Here is a 15,773-nt window from a genome sequence, read left to right as displayed (position 1 = left end):
GAGTGATCTGGCGGAAAAGCTGACGTGCGAACCGGAAACCGACATTCGCCACTGCGCAGCGAGTCCGGAACTTTGGGTTCATTCCTGCCATTCGCTGCGATCGCCCAGCCAAACGGCACTAAGGTTTGCAGGTCAAGGTCGCCTCTGCGGGACTTTGCTGCCGTTCGCTGCCGACGCACGGTTTCTATTGCAGTTGGGAATACCTCTTGGAGGAAGAACGGAGAGAGGACGTTCGCTGCTGTGGCGATTTGGCCTTGTTGTCGGGGATAAAGCAGCCATTCAGCATGAGTTGATTATAAGGAAATCATCGACGAAAGAGTGAGCTCTTAACCAGTCGTCAACCAGCTACGGCGGCGGTCACGATAATTTCTACACGCAGGTCGGCATCCGCCAGTTTGGCTTCTCCGCAGGCGCGTGCTGGGGCTGCGCCTGGGGGAACCCATGCGTCCCAGACCTCATTCATCGCATCGAAATTCGCCATATCTGCGAGCCAAATCGTCGCCTGCAACATATGCTCGCGCGAAGAACCCGCTTCGTGCAACAATCTGTCGACGCGACCAAGGCAGTCCTCGGTCTGTTCGACCACTGTGGTTCCGCTGCCGACTTGCCCACAGAGGTAGACAATGCCCCCGTGTTTGACGATTTTGCTCATACGTTGATTGGTGTGGATGCGTTCGATCATGATCATACTCTTTCAGGGGTCGGAAGGGGAGAAGTCGCGGGCTGGGCAGCGGTGTCGCGGCGGGTGAGATGGCGCAGGTAGCGGCGCTCAAACCCCCGGAAGGCCCATGTGATGCACAGGACAATTAGGAAATAGAGCAGGGCTGCGGTGATGAACCCTTCATAAGCGAGGTAATAGCGCCCGTTCAGCCAGCGCCCAACGCCGAGGATGTCTTGTAAGGTGATCGTGCTGGCAATGACCGAGCCGTGCAGCATGAAGATGACTTCGTTGGAATAGGCCGGGATCGCGCGGCGGAAGGCCGAGGGCAAAATGATCCGGCGCAGGCGGCTGCGGTAGGAATGGCCGGTGGCGATGGCCGCCTCGACCTCGCCGGTTGGCGTATCCGCAATGGCACCCCGCAGCAGTTCGGTCGTATAGGCGGCAGTGTTGAGCGTGAAGGCAATGAGCGCGCACCACCAAGCCGAGGACAGGATGGGGTCCCACAGGAAGCTTTCGCGGATCACCTCAAACTGGCCGACACCGTAATAGATCAGATAGGTTTGCACCAAAAGCGGCGTGCCGCGAAAGACATAGGTGTAGCCCTGCACCAAGGGGTTAAAGACCCGGTGTTTCGACGCGCGGGCAATGGCCATGGGGATCGACAGCAAGCCGCCCAACAGCAGCGACAGGAAGGTCAGGTTAAGCGTCACCCAGACGCCATAGAGGAAACGGTCAAAATTCTCAGCGATCAGGGCGATGTCGAGCGGGATATAGGTCAGCAGGTTTTCCATCATCACGCCCTCACTACGCCACGGTTGTAATGACGCTCCACCGCGCGCAACAGCAGGTCGGACACGCCAGTCAGCAGCAGGTAGATGACAAATGCTGCCGCCATGAAGGTAAAGAGCTGTCCCGTCGAACGACCGGCGGTGAAAGCGTTATAGACCAAGTCTTGAAGCCCGATGACCGAGACCAGCGCCGTGGTCTTGAGTTGCACCAGCCAGTTGTTTGTAAAGCCCGGCAAGGCAAAGCGGACCATCTGCGGCCAGATGATATGACGAAAGATCAGCGATTTGCGCATTCCACAGCTGATGCCAGCCTCGATTTGCCCGCGCGGGATGGCCATGATCGCACCGCGAAATGTTTCGGTGAAATAGGCACCAAAGATTACACCGATCGTGCCTGCACCTGCGGCGAACTGGCTGACCTCGACATAGCCCCAGAGGCCCGTAATAGCGCCGATATTATTAAGCGTCACCTGACCGCCAAAGAACACCAGCAGGATCAGCACCAGGTCCGGCACCCCGCGCACGATGGTGGTGTAGGCTCCAGCCAGTCGCTGGGCCAGACGGTTGGCGGAAAGTTTCGCCCAAGCACCGAGCAGGCCAAAGATCAAAGCGATGACCAGCGATGTGAGCGCCAGTTTGATCGTCATGATCGTGCCGTCGATCAATTGGGATTGGTATTCCAAAAGCAGGTTCATCGCGTGTTCCTCAAAGGATCATCAGGGCAGCGCATGGCCGCCCTGATGAATGGTGTAAGGCGGAAACTCACTCGCCCTCGGGACGGCCGCCGTAGATGTCGAAGGGGAAGTATGTGTCGTTGATCTCGGCATAGGTGCCATTCTCGCGGATCGCGGCAATCGCTTTGCTCAAATCTTCGCGCAATTCGTCCTCACCCTTGCGCACCGCGACGCCCACGCCTTCGCCGTAGCATTCAACGTCTGTATGATCGCCGCCGAGGAAGGCATAGTCGGTCCCTGCCTCTGCACTCAGGAAGCTTTCCTGTGCGATCAGGCTGTCAGAAAGCTGCGCGTCCACGCGGCCAAGCGCCAGATCGCGGAACACTTCGTCTTGCGAGCCATAGAGGACGATCTCGGCATCGGGGAACAACTTTTCCGCATAGCACTGATGTGTCGCGCCGCGCTGCACACCGATGCGCTTACCGGCCAGACCTTCGGGCGTGCCTTCGAAGTCGGCGTCCTTGGAGGCCACCAGACGCGCCGGGGTCTTGTAGTATTTGTCAGAGAAATCAATCTGGCGTTTGCGCTCTTCTGTGATCGACATGGAGGCCACGATGGCATCGAACTTGCGAGCTTTTAGCGCCGGGATCATGCCGTCCCATTCTTGCTCGACCAGTTCGCATTCACGTTGCATCTCGACGCAGAGTGCCTTTGCAATGTCGATGTCAAAGCCGACAAGCGTGCCGTCGGATTCCTTGGAGGAGAACGGAGGATAGGCACCTTCGACGCCGATGCGCAGCGTGTCTTGGGCAGCCAGCGGCAGGGCGACGGCGCTCAGCGCAATGGCAGCAACGCTGCTTAGGATGGTTTTACGAAACATAGGTTGGTCCTCTTTGTGGTTGGTCAGTTCATGCGCGATAGAAACGCTTGGAACTCTGGGGTTTGCGGGTTGGAAAACAGCTCTGCGGGCGGGCCTTCTTCACAGACCTCGCCCTGGTGCAGAAATACGGTTCGGGTGGATACATCGCGGGCAAAGCCCATCTCGTGTGTCACGACGAGCATGGTGCGGCCCTCTTCGGCCAGATCGCGCATAACGCTCAACACTTCGCCCACCAATTCAGGGTCCAGCGCCGACGTTGGCTCGTCAAACAGCATCACGTCAGGGTCCATCGCCAGCGCCCGGGCTATTGCCACGCGCTGCTGCTGACCGCCCGACAGATGCGCGGGGTAGTAGTCCGCCCGGTCCGACAAGCCGACCTTCGCGAGCAGTGCTTCGGCCTTTTCGCGGGCTTGCGCCTTGGGGGTTCCCTGAACGTAGAGCGGGCCTTCCATGACGTTTTCCATCACGGTCATATGTGACCAGAGGTTAAACCCCTGAAATACCATCGCCAGACGGGCGCGCATCCCTTCGACCTGTCGCAGGTCTTGCGGCACGATCTCGCCGCGGCGGTTCTGCGTCATCCGCATTTGCTCGCCCGCCAGCCAGACCTCGCCGGAATTCGGCGTCTCCAGCAGGTTGATGCAGCGTAAAAAGGTGCTCTTGCCAGAGCCGGAGGCTCCAAGAATGGCGATTACCTCGCCTTTTTGCGCCTCAAGCGACACGCCTTTGATGACGTCATGCGAGCCGAAACTCTTGTGCAAATCTTTGACTTTCAAGGCTGCGGGGGCGCTCATGCGGGTTCCTCCTGAGGGTGTGAGAGTGCGGCCAGCTCGCCCAAGGCAATCGGCTTGATCGGCGAGCGGGCGCGGGGCAGGTCGATAGGATGGTCGGGCGGGGCGTCGGCGCTGAGCAGGCCGCGCAGTGTGGCGTCGCACATGCGGCCCTGACAGGGGCCCATGCCACAGCGCAGGGATGTTTTGATCTGGCGGTGGCCGTGGGCGCCTTCGCGTATGGCCTGTCGGATGGCCCCGGCAGAGACTTCTTCGCAGCGGCAGACGATGGTGTTGTCTGATGGGGTAAGTATCTCGGTCGGCGGTGGGTATGCGGCATCAAGGAAGGGCCGAATGGCGCGGGCGCGGAACAACGCGGCGCGGGCGCGGGCGGCACGCTGATTGCGGGTGTCGCTGCTCAGGCGGCCTGATTGGAACAGGATACCTAACGCCGCTAATTCACCAGCCGCCGCAGCCGCCTCCGCCCCGATAATCCCAGCACTGTCTCCGGCCACATGCAGACCCGGCTGGTCGGTCGCACCCCAGATATCATGTTTGGGCTGAAAGGCAGCCTGCGCGGCGTTCCAGTGATGCGAGATCCCCGCAGCCCTTGTGATATGGGTGCCGGGGATCACACCCTGATGGGTCAGCAGCAGACCACAGGTAAGGCTTCGATCGCGCCCTTTCGCCCGGAAGGAAAAGTGGATGTCGCCATTCGTTTTAGCGTTCGCTTGGAAGTCCGAGGCGGCGGTGTAGCGCAGCACACCCGCCGCGCGGATCTTGGCGATCAGGCTCAGCCCTTTCAGCAAGGTTGGCAAGCCAAACAGGGCGCGGGGCAAATTAGGTGATGCACCCAGCATCTGCCGATACGTCTGTGTCTCGACCAGCGCCTGTGGGGGGCTTCCGGCGTCAATCATCTGCGCCGCTATCAGATAGAGCAGCGGACCAGACCCTGCGAGCACGGCATCGTTGGGCAGCATCCCCGCTGTCTTCATCAAAATCTGCGCGGCCCCTGCCGGCATTACACCGGGGAGCGTCCAGCCGGGAAATGGCACAGGGCGTTCCTGCGCACCGGTTGCCAGCAGCACATGGGCGGCCGAGGTTGTCTGACTTTTGCCGCCGCGCGACCAAGTTACCTGCGGCCCTTTGTCGAGCCGCCAAACCGTTGCGCCAGATTGAAGAGTGATGCCAGGATGCTCGAGTGCATCGACCAAATCCGCCCCGGCGGAATAGGCTTGGCCAAGAAAGCCGCGCTTGCGCCGGTTCTGAGCCACATTGCGGTAAATCTGACCGCCGGGCTGGGGCTGTTCGTCCAGCATCAACACCTGCAAACCGCCCCGCGCCGCGACGGCTGCGGCCGATATGCCTGCGGGCCCGGCACCAATGATAATCAGATCTACCTTAGTCACCTTAACCTCCGTTCAAATCACGCAGGCCCGTTTGGCGTCGGACGGACATACCCTCGCGCAGAAGGGTCATGCAGGCTTGGGTGTTGGGCGTGCCATCGACCTCGACCAGACAGTCAAAACACACACCCATCATGCAATAGGCCGTGCGCGGTGCGCCCTGTGCAGTCCGCCGCGTCCACGCGCCCGAATGGGCCAGCAACGCCGCTGCGACAGTGACCCCGGCGGGCGCAGTGGCAAGCGCGCCATCCAGCGTAAACTGCACACGATCTCCGGTCTCAGGTAGCGTGCGAAAGCGCGAAGCGACATTCATCGAAAGCCTCCAGATCAGGGGTGGCGGATGTATTCAGGATCCACTTAGCGAGCACGCTGGCGTGTAGTGGGGCAAGCGTGACACCGCTGTGGCAGGTCACCAGAAAGGCGCCGGGATTCGAGCCCGATTTGGCATAGACCGGGTAGCCGTCGGGCGACATGACCCGCAGCGCACCCCACGCCCGGACAACCCGCACATCGGCAAGCGCAGGGAAGACCGTGACCGCACGGTGCGCGAGTTTGGACATGATGGGCAAAGTCTCACGATCATCAAGCCCTGCATTCGCCTTGGTGCCGCCAATCTGCACGCCGCCCTCGTCGACCTGCCGGATGGTGCTGGACAGGAACGGCAGGCGGTCGCCCAGCTTTTCGGTGATCAGCAACTCGCCAAGCTGCGGGCGGACCTGTGTGATGAACCCAAGATCGCGGGCCAGAGTGGCAGCGCCCAGGCCGGCACAGAGCACGACCTGCTCCGTGTAATCGACTTCCCCATTTGCCAACGCGAGCGCAAAGCCACCCCTAAGTTGTGGCCTGATCGCGGCAACGGTGGCTCCCAGCGTCACACGCCCGCCCATCGCCTGAACCGAACACCGCAGGGCGCGAAGAAAGCGGAGCGGGTTTACATGGCCATCGCCGAGCGAGAAACTCGCGCCGACAACATCGGGTCCAATGCCTTCCAACTGACTGCGCAGGTCATCCCCGTAGAGCATTTCATAGCTGGCGCGTCCGCCCAGATGCGCTGCTTGCTGGTCCAACTCGGCCTTGAAGGCGTCCATCTCTGACGGATCGGTAAAGAACTCGTAGCCCCCGGATTGGTCGAGTGCCACGTCAATGCCCGATAGCTCCTTCAACTGCTGCGCAAAGCCGGGCCAAGCGGCCAGCGCATCCATTGTCCAATTGGCGTAAGGGGCGAAATCCCAGCCTTTGCCTTGGCCCCAGATCAGACCAAAGTTCCCCTGTGATGCTCGCGCATCGTTATCCGCCCCGTCCAACACCCGAACACGCTGTCCAGCCATCAGCAGACCGAGCGCTACAGAAAGGCCGACAAGGCCGCCACCGACGATGGTTATTTCAGGTGTGCGTTGATGCATGCGATTCCTCCATCGTTTAGATCGCAGCATTGCCTTCATAAGAATAATCGTAATATTTGCGTAAATCATTCTCTGAGGTTATGAATTGCCATGCTCTCTCGACTCACTCACCGTCAGATCGAAGCCTTCCGCGCTGTGATGGAGACCGGCAAGGTTACCTCCGCAGCTGTCGTCCTGGGAACAACGCAGCCCTCGGTCAGCAAACTAATTGCGGATTTAGAACGCGCGGCTGGCTTCGACATGTTCGAGCGGCAAGGCAGGCAAGTTGTGCCCACTTCTGAGGCGCGCGCGCTTTATGAAGAGGTTGAGCGGGCTTTCGTCGGAATGATGGAAATTTCCCGCGTTATCCGAGACATCCGAGACTTTCGGACTGGCAGCTTGCTGATTGCGGGGATGCCAGCACTGGCTCTGAAACTACTGCCCGATGTAATCGCTGAATTTATCGCAGGCCAACCCGGAATCACTGTATCCTTGCGCACCCGAAGCTCTCAGGCGGTGCTACGTCATCTAAGTTCGCAGCAATTCGATCTTGGCTTTGCTGCTTTGGAAAACGACCATCCCGCTGTCTTGCGCCGCGAGTTGTTCACGGGACCAATGTTGGCCGTGTTACCCCTGTCTCACGAGCTTGGGCGGAAAACAGTGCTCTTGCCGGAAGATTTCGATCAGCGCCCATTCATCGCGCTCGGCGCAGAAATTGGAACCCGCTCCGAAACAGATGCATTTTTACTCGCGGGCGGTGCTCGTCCTCGGATCGTTGCCGAGGCGCAATTGTCTGCGTCGATCTGTGAATTGGTGGCCGCTGGGGCTGGAGTTTCAATAGTAGAGCCTGTGACAGCAACGCATTTTGGCAATCTCGGTAAGATTCTGGTGCGCCCTTTGTCGCCTGTTCAGCCCTTTCGATATGACCTGCTTCTACCAGCCACGCGCCAACCGTCGCGCATAGCGGAGCAGTTTCTAAAATTAGTTGAAGCGCGGTTTGATGCGCTCCTTGGTGTTTAGGGATAGTGTCTCGGGCGAATTTTTTATCTTAACGAACGCGCGGATCGAACGGCAGCTTTAGGAAAGCCATGGTGCGGCAACGAAAGGTCAGACCAAGGCCCGGGTAGGGCCGCCCCCCGAAAAGAATGCGATGCTGCGACTGCGAATAGCTTCAAACCCGGCACTGTCACTAAGGGCTTAAAGCGGCCATGCGGCGTTGCGGCGGAAGGACTGGTCCACCAAGCAGGGAACGATAACGCTATCGGCCCAGAGCGGTCATTCGATCAAGCCGCGACGCATGCCCGGTCCGAATCTCTAAGCAGATCTGCTGGACTTGCGCATCCAGCTGCTACTCGCAGCTCGCCACACCTTTTGCCAAACTCAACCGTGCCAAACTTCCCACCATAATTGTGAGAAACAGCTCCTTGAAATGGCATTGAAGTGTCTCGACTTTTACGATTACCTTAGGTCTGAATAACCAAGGAAAAGATGAGTGTTGAGTGATACTTTACGTCGCGCATTGCTGTCTAAAGGCTATTTCCCAAAAGAATTGCCACCGGTGTTTACAACCGAAGACTTTGGCGAACATTCAGCTGATATCTTGGAAACTTGGGAGGCAGACGAGGTTTTCAAGGTCGACTCGAAGTCGCTCGGGAAGACACCTGAAAAAAAGAAGCGCCGCAACGCTCACACTTACAAACTGAGTAGCGCTGAGGCTGAGGTTCTTTCGAAACCTAAACGAGGGTATGAGCGCAGGAACCTCCACATTACTCACCCGATTCCACAGGCTTTACTGGTCAGCGAAATTTCTAAAAATTGGAAGGCAATTCAGAAATGGCTTTCCAGGCAAGCATTTTCGATTGATGAGATACACATCTCGAAGGACTATGATCGAGCGATCAAAGACATCAATTTTCGAGCACACCGCGAAAAGTCATTCTATCTTGAAGCAATATCAGATTGGCTGGTGAAAACAGACATCACGAGGTTCTACCCTTCAATCTATACGCACTCCATTCCATGGGCAGCCTACGGAAAGGAGCGTGTCAAGAGCTCTATGGACTATTACAAAGGGTCCTTTGCTGACCGTATCGATGTCTTAGTTCGCGCATGCAACAGAAATCAAACGATCGGCATCCCGATTGGGCCGGAAACCTCCAGAATCATCGCTGAAGTTATTTCGTCACGCATAGATATGGACTTTCAAGCCCGCGAACTTGAGCTTCCAGAGCATAGCGTTGATCGCCTTCAGGATGACTGGAATGTCGGAACGAAGACCCTTGAGCAAGCTGAGGATGTGATTACATGCATCAGTTCAATTTATAGGACATATGGGCTTGAGATAAACGGAAGCAAGACTTCTATTGAACACATTATTGCATCCAAACGAAAAACTTGGCTGTCTGAGATCGGTTCTTTTCTATCTCATCACAATGGAGCCTTGCACGGGGCAAGGCTCCGCGAGTTCATCACCATGAGCTTGCGGCTGCAATCTGAACATCAATCTGAACCTGTGGTCAGTTATGCTCTGTCAGTCATTGAACGCGCGGGGATGACGAACCCAGATATCCGTGAGGTCGAGAGCTTTCTTTTGCAGGCAGCCGTCATTGCACCAGGCTCAATGGACAAGGTTTGTCGAATTATTCTCAACATTCAGCACGCAACTGGGGCGATTTCAGCAAAGAGAATTGGGCGGCGTTTTTCACTCTTGGCAGAAAGGAACTTGGAAAAGGGGCATCATTTTGAAGTCATCTGGCTTCTTTATACCCTTCGAGGGTTAAAACGACCATTCGAAGCGAAAAAGCTGTGTGGTCTTTCCGAGTATGCGTCCTCAAGTGCAATTGCCCTTATTTTGCTGGACATGAAGCAATTGGGGATGGGCATTGGCACGCTTCCTAAAGCAGAATGGGAGGGCCAGATCTCGTCACATAGCGTTCTGCAAGATTGGTCATGGCTTCTTGCATATGAAGGGTTCAGGAAGGGCTGGCTGCACGATAGCAAGGGGATTTTGAAAGAGCCCTTCTTTGCAGCCATGGATAAAAGAGACATCGTTTTTTACGACCCAAAGCGAAGCATCGCTACCTCTCGCAGTGTCCTGAAGAAGGCGACGACGCTGAGGAAGCGGCAGTCGCATGAAATGAGAGCGTTTTTTGCGGAGATTCGTGGAGAAGCCTTCGATGAGTATTGATCTGAGGCAGTTTATTGAGAACTGATATGCGATGTCCCTTTTCGGATCGGACACCGAATTACGCATGACCGACGTCAGTGCATGTTGCATCGCATGGCTGCTTCCTGGCTTTCGGGACCAGGACAGGCAACGGTTCGACCCGGCCACTTCTGTCCGACGCAGCGAAGGTCCAGTCGGAGCTTTAAGTTGCTGCATAGCGGCAAAGCTCACTTAAAGAGCTCGGGCAACGCTACCCAGAGTCACCTCCTTTATTAGGAGGCTTAACTGATATCCATCTCGTTCAAAACGTGCGTGAAACTCTTCGGAATTGATAGGGGCGTGAATGATGTCTGAGACCCGAACATCGGCGCCTATTCCGGCCGCAGAAATAGAGGCCGAAATACCTGGTCGGATTGCCCCTGCTGAGCGTGATTTGACAGCGCCGTTCTTATGGGTCATGAAGCCGAGAAACCCCAAGCTAAAGTTGTAGGTCACCTCGACAACTGGTTCAGTGGAATTTTTTGATGCTCTAAGAAAGGCTACAAATTTTATCAGTAAATCTTCAAGGTCGGTTGTAACAAATGCGGTTGCGCCTCGAAGCTCAAGGGCCTGCAATTCCACTACGAACTGATCGACGTGGGATACAAAAACGGAGAGCCATTCTTCATCCTTCCCATGATAGAGATAGTTTTGGAACGCGCCCTTTAGAGCGGCGAGTTCCGCACTCAGGGGGACGTAGACGGTTCCGATCTGTTCCCGCGCATTTTTCAGATAAAAATCTCTTTGCTCATTAAACCTCTCAAGGCGAAGCTTCTTTAGCTCATCATTGAATTTCGATGCTGTATGCCAGCGCGAGACAATTGCGCCAATGCCAGCGCTCAGGATGACCGAAAGAACTCCAATGAGTGCAACGAGGACGGTTGGATCAAGGCTCTCAATCGCATTCATCATAGGTTTATTCCTTCGCCCGAAAACCGAAGTTTGTCGAAACTTAGTGAGAAAGCCAATGTCTGCAAAGCACAAAGAGCTGCTTTGCGATTAGACCGCTGCGGATGATCGCGCACCGCCCTTCGTGTCAAAGTTTGGACCGCTACCCGGGCTGTCGGCTGAATGTCCGCTTCGCCGGTGGGGCCAAGGCGCCTTTGCTCCCGCAGCGAAGGGCCGCTCTCCGCCGGTTCTGTGGAAAAATTAACGTTTGCAAACGCAGAAATAGCTGTTCCAAATCCGGCGCGTGCGCAGTTCCTATAAGGCTTTGCGCGTTTGCTGCGGCGCAGGAAGGTTCTTAGCCAATTTCTGGAGATTTTGGGCGGTTGCGGCGAGCAGGAATTCGTGATTTGCGCCGCATGGCCCACGCAATCGAAGCTGCCCCAAGCCAAGAATACGTTTGAGGTGCGCGAAGAGCCTCTCGACCTTCTTTTGGAGCTTCATCGAGATGCCGTATCGTTTGATCTTGGCGAGGTCGCGCGCAGCTTGTCGGGCGTCTTCGTGCTCCACGCGGGTGATCTTGCGAGCGTCCGCATTTGGGCAGCATCTGGCTTTGGACGGACAGGCCTGACAGACCTCTTTCAGGGCGCAGCACTGGGCTGTGCCTTTACCGCTCGGCCCACGGTTCGGGTCGGATCAGTTGCGGCGGAACTGCTTTAGGGTGTGACCTTCAAGGCAGATGTATTGGTCGTTCTCGGCGTCCCACTCGAAGTTAGCCCGCGTCCGGGTGCCGTCGCTGCGCCCGGACTTGTCGAACACAGGGATGTGGGGCGCGATCTTGCGATCAACCAGCCAGCCCAGCATGGGTCCGGTGCCGTAGGCGGTGTCCGCGATCAGGCGTTCGGGATGCGACTCGGACCTGGCTTTTACCCTATTCAGCATGGTCCTGGTCGATCCGACCTCGGCTTGTCGAATGGATCGCGTGGCTTCGACATCGACAATCACCCGATGATCCGTGTCGATCAGGTAATTGTCGGAATAGCTGAAGAATGCCGGCCCCTTGCGTGCTGCGGTCCACTGGCTGGCCGGGTCCGAATGCGAGGTGAACTTTGGCTGCACCTCGCTGGCCGCACCGAATGCTGCCTCGTCCAGCGTGTCGAGATACTCCCGAACCGCGCGGGGTGCATCCGCCGGGTCGATAGTTGATGCGTCCCATTCCTCTTTGGACGTCGAGTTCTGTTTGTTGGCGTCCGCCTCGATAAGGCTGGCATCCATCCCCATGCGCTGCCCACTAACAAGACCTTCCGCGATGCACCGCGCGACGGTTGTCTCAAACAGGTGTCGCAGAAGTTCGCTTTCGCGGAAGCGACCGAGAAATACAGCAATAACTACCTCCTTCGTTCCGCGTGTGTTCTTCTTGTGGTATAAACTACAATATACTGAATCACCGAACAGAAACCTGAATAACGCAATGAATAAGATTGAAAAACCAGGCAAGGGCACGGGTGTGCGCGAAGGGACACGGCAGAGCGCCGAAGCTGGTCTATCTCTTTTACCGGGAGGCGGAGTTCTTACATCCTTCGCGCGCTGGCTGTTGCCATCCAAGCTGGACAAGCAAAAAGCGGAATGGCTGGACAGGATTACCGAAGCAACCAACCAGCAAGGCGAAGACATTGAGGGACTCTCCGCGCAGACAGATGTCCTAAAGCTGGAGCAAGCGGACCTGGTCGTCCGAGTTGATGATACCAGGGAGCATGTCGACGAACTCGCTCGAAAACTTGAGGCCGGTATTGTTGAAGCTGACCCGTTGGATGGCGAACTTGAAATTTGCCGGGAACTTGTGCTTGCAGAGAAGTATCAAACAGCGTTGGACCTGCTGGAAGAGCGCTTTGATGATCCCAAGCGTTCAAATCAAATCTCCCCGAAGTTGAGGGCCAGGATTCAGGGCCTGCAAGGAATGTGTCTGAAATACCTCGGGCAGTTCGACGCGGCCGCACAGCACTTTCTGGCCGCATTGGCTACCGATCCTGAAAGCCCAAAAGTGCGCGCTAATGCGGTGGTTGGGTATCTCATAAAAGGAGATACAGATGCTGCCGTCGAACTTTTGGATCGATTGATCAAAGATGAGCCAGACATGCCGATGCACTGGGCCAACCTGATCTACACACGGAGCAAGATGGGCGAGGTGGTGGATCTTAAGTCTATCCCGGTCGCCATTCGCCAATCCAAAGATGTCTGTATAGCATTGATCGATGCTAAACGTGAGAACAGCGATCCGACATGGGCCCAGCAAGCTCAGGAAGTCGCGCATCTGCATCCAGAATCGGAGCGGGCGCGGCGTCACGGAGCCGAAGCCGCTCTTGATATGGCAGTTCAGGCGATGGTGAATGACGATGTATCGGTGACAGAAAAGACACGAAGACTGCAAAAGGCCGGCGATGCTGCTTTGGAACTGGAGAGGCAGTGGGCCGAACATCTTTCATCGGAGGCGTCAAAAGCCTTTCCCGACGTAACACTCTTGCAAAACGCACTTGTAGCTCATCGCGTGAACGGAACAAGGGCGGCAGCCTCCGCTTTGGTCCAGGCGCATGTCGATCTGCTTCTCTCAGATGATCGGGCAAGGCAAGCTCTCGGTGCCTTTGCACTGGATACCGGTGATGAAGCTCTGCTGGATCGGGTTCTATCGGATAACTTTTCCGGGTCCGGGATTATTCGGCTCGAGAAGGCGCTGCGGGGTGCGGACTGGGCGGAGGCGCTGGCACTTTGTGAAAAATACCCAGAAGAAATAGAACTTTCCGGTCGAATTGACCCCGCTTTTGCGGCTGATGCGCTGCGCGCAATCCTGTCGGAGGAACCAGACCAAGCGGCTGCTTTCGAAGAGATTTTTACGCGCGAACTGCCGCCGGACCCGGTGAATGAACTTTTTCTGTGCCAGATCGCATCGAAAGCTGGGCTTCCGGACGTGGCGGACGCCGCCTTTGCGCGCGCGACGGCTGCGGAGGTCGGAACAGACGCGGAGCTCCGACGTGCGCTTGCCGGCGAGGCAATGGAAAGAGATATGCCGGAGTTGGTCATCGACCTGCTGGCCCATTTTGTCGATCCCGCGCGCGATGACAGGCTCAGACGGTGGCTGGCAATTGCCTACGCCCGAACCTCCGTCCCGCATGAGGCAGGTATCGCATTCTTTGCGGCAATTCGATCGGTGCCGAACCTTGATGCCGAGCTGAATCGCGCCGGGGGTCATTTTCACCTCAATCGGCGGAGGCCGGCAGAAGCGGTCCCGTGGTTTCGGAGGTCTCTTGAGCACGAACCACACAATGTGCGCACGCAGCTAGCCTATTGGCAGGCTCTGAATCGTGACGGGGCGCATAGACGGGCCAAAGATTTTCTCGCAGGCATCGATCTGCTACTGATCGAGGGGCCGGCAGAAGACCGTATGGCCATGGCGCAGCTTCTTTGGCGCAATGGTCGAGAAGTGGCACTTGAATACGCCTACGAGCTGGCAGCCAGAAACAGAAACGACTTTCAGGTTTGTCTGGGTTACAGCGGTCTGCTTCTCGCTGATGCCTTCGACGGGAAAGCGCCGCAGATCCCCGATATTGATGAGGTGTCTATTGATGCGATGGTGCGTTTGGGGCGGGTGGCACGGGATGACTGGGTGATCGTGATCGACAATAACCAGAGCGATCTGCCTGACCACGTTCAGGTTAACAATGCTATCGTGCAGCAAGCGCTGGGTAAGTCGGCCGGAGAAACGTTCGAGACAACGACGGGGCCAAATTGCTTCTCATGGACCGTCAGAGAGATCAAATCGAAGTATCTGCATCTTTTTCACGAGATCACGCGGACGCTGCAGGATCAGTTTCCGGATAACGGCAGCTTTTACTCGATGACCATTGTCGACGATGACGTGACACCGATCCTTGAAAGCGTCCAGGCGCGGCGAAAGTCAGTCGAGCGTCTGGAGGAGAATTACCGCGAACACCCAATGCCCCTCGGAGCCGTCGCCAAGGCGGGAGGTGGTTCTACCATCGATTTTGCGGTCCATCTCGCGCAAAGTGGCCGACAGGTTTTCAGCGCAACGGGACATGCATCGGATACGGAACGGGAATTCGCGATCGCTCAAAAGTCTTTTGACCGTGTGCTCGTGCTCGATGCGTATACGGCTTGGCTTCTGGATGGGTTGGGCGTTCTGGAGGCTGTAAAGGATGCCTTCCCAAACCTGACTTTGCCGGCATCGGCACTCGATGAATTCGGAGAAATGATTGAAGAAATAGGACGCAATCCGGATGGTCGGAAATCCATGACGGCGCATGATGATGGATATGTGATCCACGAGTCTACGGCTGAAGAGGTAGGGGAGCATGTGTCTTCACTGGAACAGACTAGAAATCGTATTTCCAGAACCTGTCGGGTCGTTGGCATTGAGGTGTCGGCAGATGCCGACGCCAGCTTTCTACGATATTCTGATTTTTTGGGCAGCCAGTTTGATTGCCTCTCAGTCATTCAACGAGAAAATGGTGTCCTCGTGTCGGCCGATTTGCGGCTTCGACAAATTGCTTCCGAAATCTGCAACGAGCAGGCATTCGGCTTGGACGCCTTGTTGCGAGCCATGGCAATTGGAGGCGCGTTAAGCATTGAAAGCTATGCAGATGCGCTCCTGAAACTTTGTAGCCAAGGGCACTCCTATGTGTCGCTCAATGGACAGATTATGCAGAGAATGCTGATGGTTGATGACACAGCTACTCTCGAAAGATTCAAGAACGCCGCTGCGTATTTGGGCACACCCAACGCCGATATCGAAACCCATATTTTGGCAGCAGCAGACTTCATCGGCCGTGCGTTTCGATACTACCGCGGAGGGTTAAAAGCGCAGCGCGCAGCGAGCATCGTGCTTCGCCGAATTCTTCTGCTAGAGGCGGTCGAGTTTTCCTATATTTTGATCAAACTCATTAACATAATCGAGAACCCGCAGGTGACGGACTACGTCAGTAAATGGCTCGAAGGTCATTTCCTTTTAGACGCATTTGAACGTCAAGTAGAAGCTAGTGCTCTGAGTCTGACACTTCCTACCTGTTTCCGCGAGTTTCATCGAGCTTGTCCAGCGCGCGACGTTCCCGGG

General features: G+C 56.5%; 13 protein-coding genes and 1 pseudogene. 4 read left to right on the top strand and 10 right to left on the bottom strand.

Features of this window, described 5'->3' with window-relative positions; translation table 11 throughout:
* On the top strand, positions 1 to 322 hold a 322-nt coding region (locus tag ACGYLQ_RS19825; protein ID WP_394444496.1), incomplete at its 5' end, for a hypothetical protein.
* A gap of 15 nt (positions 323 to 337) precedes the next feature.
* On the opposite strand, the gene ACGYLQ_RS19820 is transcribed toward ACGYLQ_RS19825, so the two are convergent.
* The 8 genes from ACGYLQ_RS19820 to ACGYLQ_RS19785 all read right to left on the bottom strand — a co-directional run bounded on the left by ACGYLQ_RS19820 (position 338) and on the right by ACGYLQ_RS19785 (position 6,582).
* A complete protein-coding gene (locus ACGYLQ_RS19820) occupies positions 338 to 682 on the bottom strand; it encodes a RidA family protein (protein ID WP_394439661.1) in 345 nt (114 codons plus the stop codon).
* A gap of 2 nt (positions 683 to 684) precedes the next feature.
* A complete protein-coding gene (locus ACGYLQ_RS19815; RefSeq protein WP_394439664.1) occupies positions 685 to 1,455 on the bottom strand; it encodes an ABC transporter permease in 771 nt (256 codons plus the stop codon).
* Positions 1,455 to 2,144 (bottom strand): ABC transporter permease, encoded by a 690-nt coding sequence (locus ACGYLQ_RS19810; RefSeq protein WP_091429043.1) that lies wholly within the window; start codon positions 2,142 to 2,144, stop codon positions 1,455 to 1,457. Before ACGYLQ_RS19810 ends, ACGYLQ_RS19815 begins: the two co-directional genes overlap by 1 nt.
* Positions 2,145 to 2,211: 67 nt before the next feature.
* Positions 2,212 to 3,003 (bottom strand): ABC transporter substrate-binding protein, encoded by a 792-nt coding sequence (locus tag ACGYLQ_RS19805; RefSeq protein ID WP_394439668.1) that lies wholly within the window; start codon positions 3,001 to 3,003, stop codon positions 2,212 to 2,214.
* A gap of 23 nt (positions 3,004 to 3,026) precedes the next feature.
* Positions 3,027 to 3,797, bottom strand: coding sequence for an ABC transporter ATP-binding protein (locus ACGYLQ_RS19800; RefSeq protein ID WP_394439671.1), 771 nt, complete (start codon positions 3,795 to 3,797; stop codon positions 3,027 to 3,029).
* Entirely contained in the window at positions 3,794 to 5,182 is a 1,389-nt protein-coding gene (locus ACGYLQ_RS19795; RefSeq protein WP_394439674.1) for an FAD-dependent oxidoreductase, read from the bottom strand. Before ACGYLQ_RS19795 ends, ACGYLQ_RS19800 begins: the two co-directional genes overlap by 4 nt.
* A 1-nt stretch (position 5,183) precedes the next feature.
* The gene (locus ACGYLQ_RS19790; RefSeq protein WP_394444492.1) at positions 5,184 to 5,444 is read right to left on the bottom strand and encodes a (2Fe-2S)-binding protein; all 261 of its coding nucleotides are present in this window, start codon (positions 5,442 to 5,444) and stop codon (positions 5,184 to 5,186) included.
* Between the two features lie 13 nt (positions 5,445 to 5,457).
* Entirely contained in the window at positions 5,458 to 6,582 is a 1,125-nt protein-coding gene (locus tag ACGYLQ_RS19785) for an NAD(P)/FAD-dependent oxidoreductase (RefSeq protein WP_394439680.1), read from the bottom strand.
* Positions 6,583 to 6,672: 90 nt separating this feature from the next.
* On the opposite strand from ACGYLQ_RS19785, the gene ACGYLQ_RS19780 reads away from it, so the two are divergent.
* Complete coding sequence (locus ACGYLQ_RS19780; protein WP_394439683.1) at positions 6,673 to 7,581, top strand: LysR substrate-binding domain-containing protein; 909 nt, start codon at positions 6,673 to 6,675, stop codon at positions 7,579 to 7,581.
* Positions 7,582 to 8,056: 475 nt separating this feature from the next.
* Positions 8,057 to 9,748: an RNA-directed DNA polymerase gene (locus ACGYLQ_RS19775; RefSeq protein ID WP_394444489.1), complete on the top strand. Its 1,692-nt coding sequence runs from the start codon at positions 8,057 to 8,059 to the stop codon at positions 9,746 to 9,748.
* Between the two features lie 210 nt (positions 9,749 to 9,958).
* Here ACGYLQ_RS19775 and ACGYLQ_RS19770 read toward each other — a convergent pair whose 3' ends face one another.
* Positions 9,959 to 10,678, bottom strand: a complete 720-nt coding sequence (locus tag ACGYLQ_RS19770) for a hypothetical protein (protein WP_394439689.1) — start codon at positions 10,676 to 10,678, stop codon at positions 9,959 to 9,961.
* A gap of 291 nt (positions 10,679 to 10,969) precedes the next feature.
* Positions 10,970 to 12,022 (bottom strand): annotated as a pseudogene (locus ACGYLQ_RS19765) (transposase); the annotation flags it as partial.
* Positions 12,023 to 12,122: 100 nt separating this feature from the next.
* Between ACGYLQ_RS19765 and ACGYLQ_RS19760 the strand changes: the two are divergent.
* Positions 12,123 to 15,773, top strand: a 3,651-nt coding sequence (locus ACGYLQ_RS19760) for a tetratricopeptide repeat protein (protein WP_394444487.1), incomplete at its 3' end; no start/stop codon positions are given.

This window comes from Sulfitobacter sp. 1A12779 (genome assembly GCF_043557315.1).
In the GTDB taxonomy this organism is placed as follows: Bacteria; Pseudomonadota; Alphaproteobacteria; order Rhodobacterales; family Rhodobacteraceae; genus Sulfitobacter; species Sulfitobacter faviae.
Note: the sequence above shows the minus strand (reverse complement) of the source record. Positions and strands in the feature narration are given on the sequence as shown.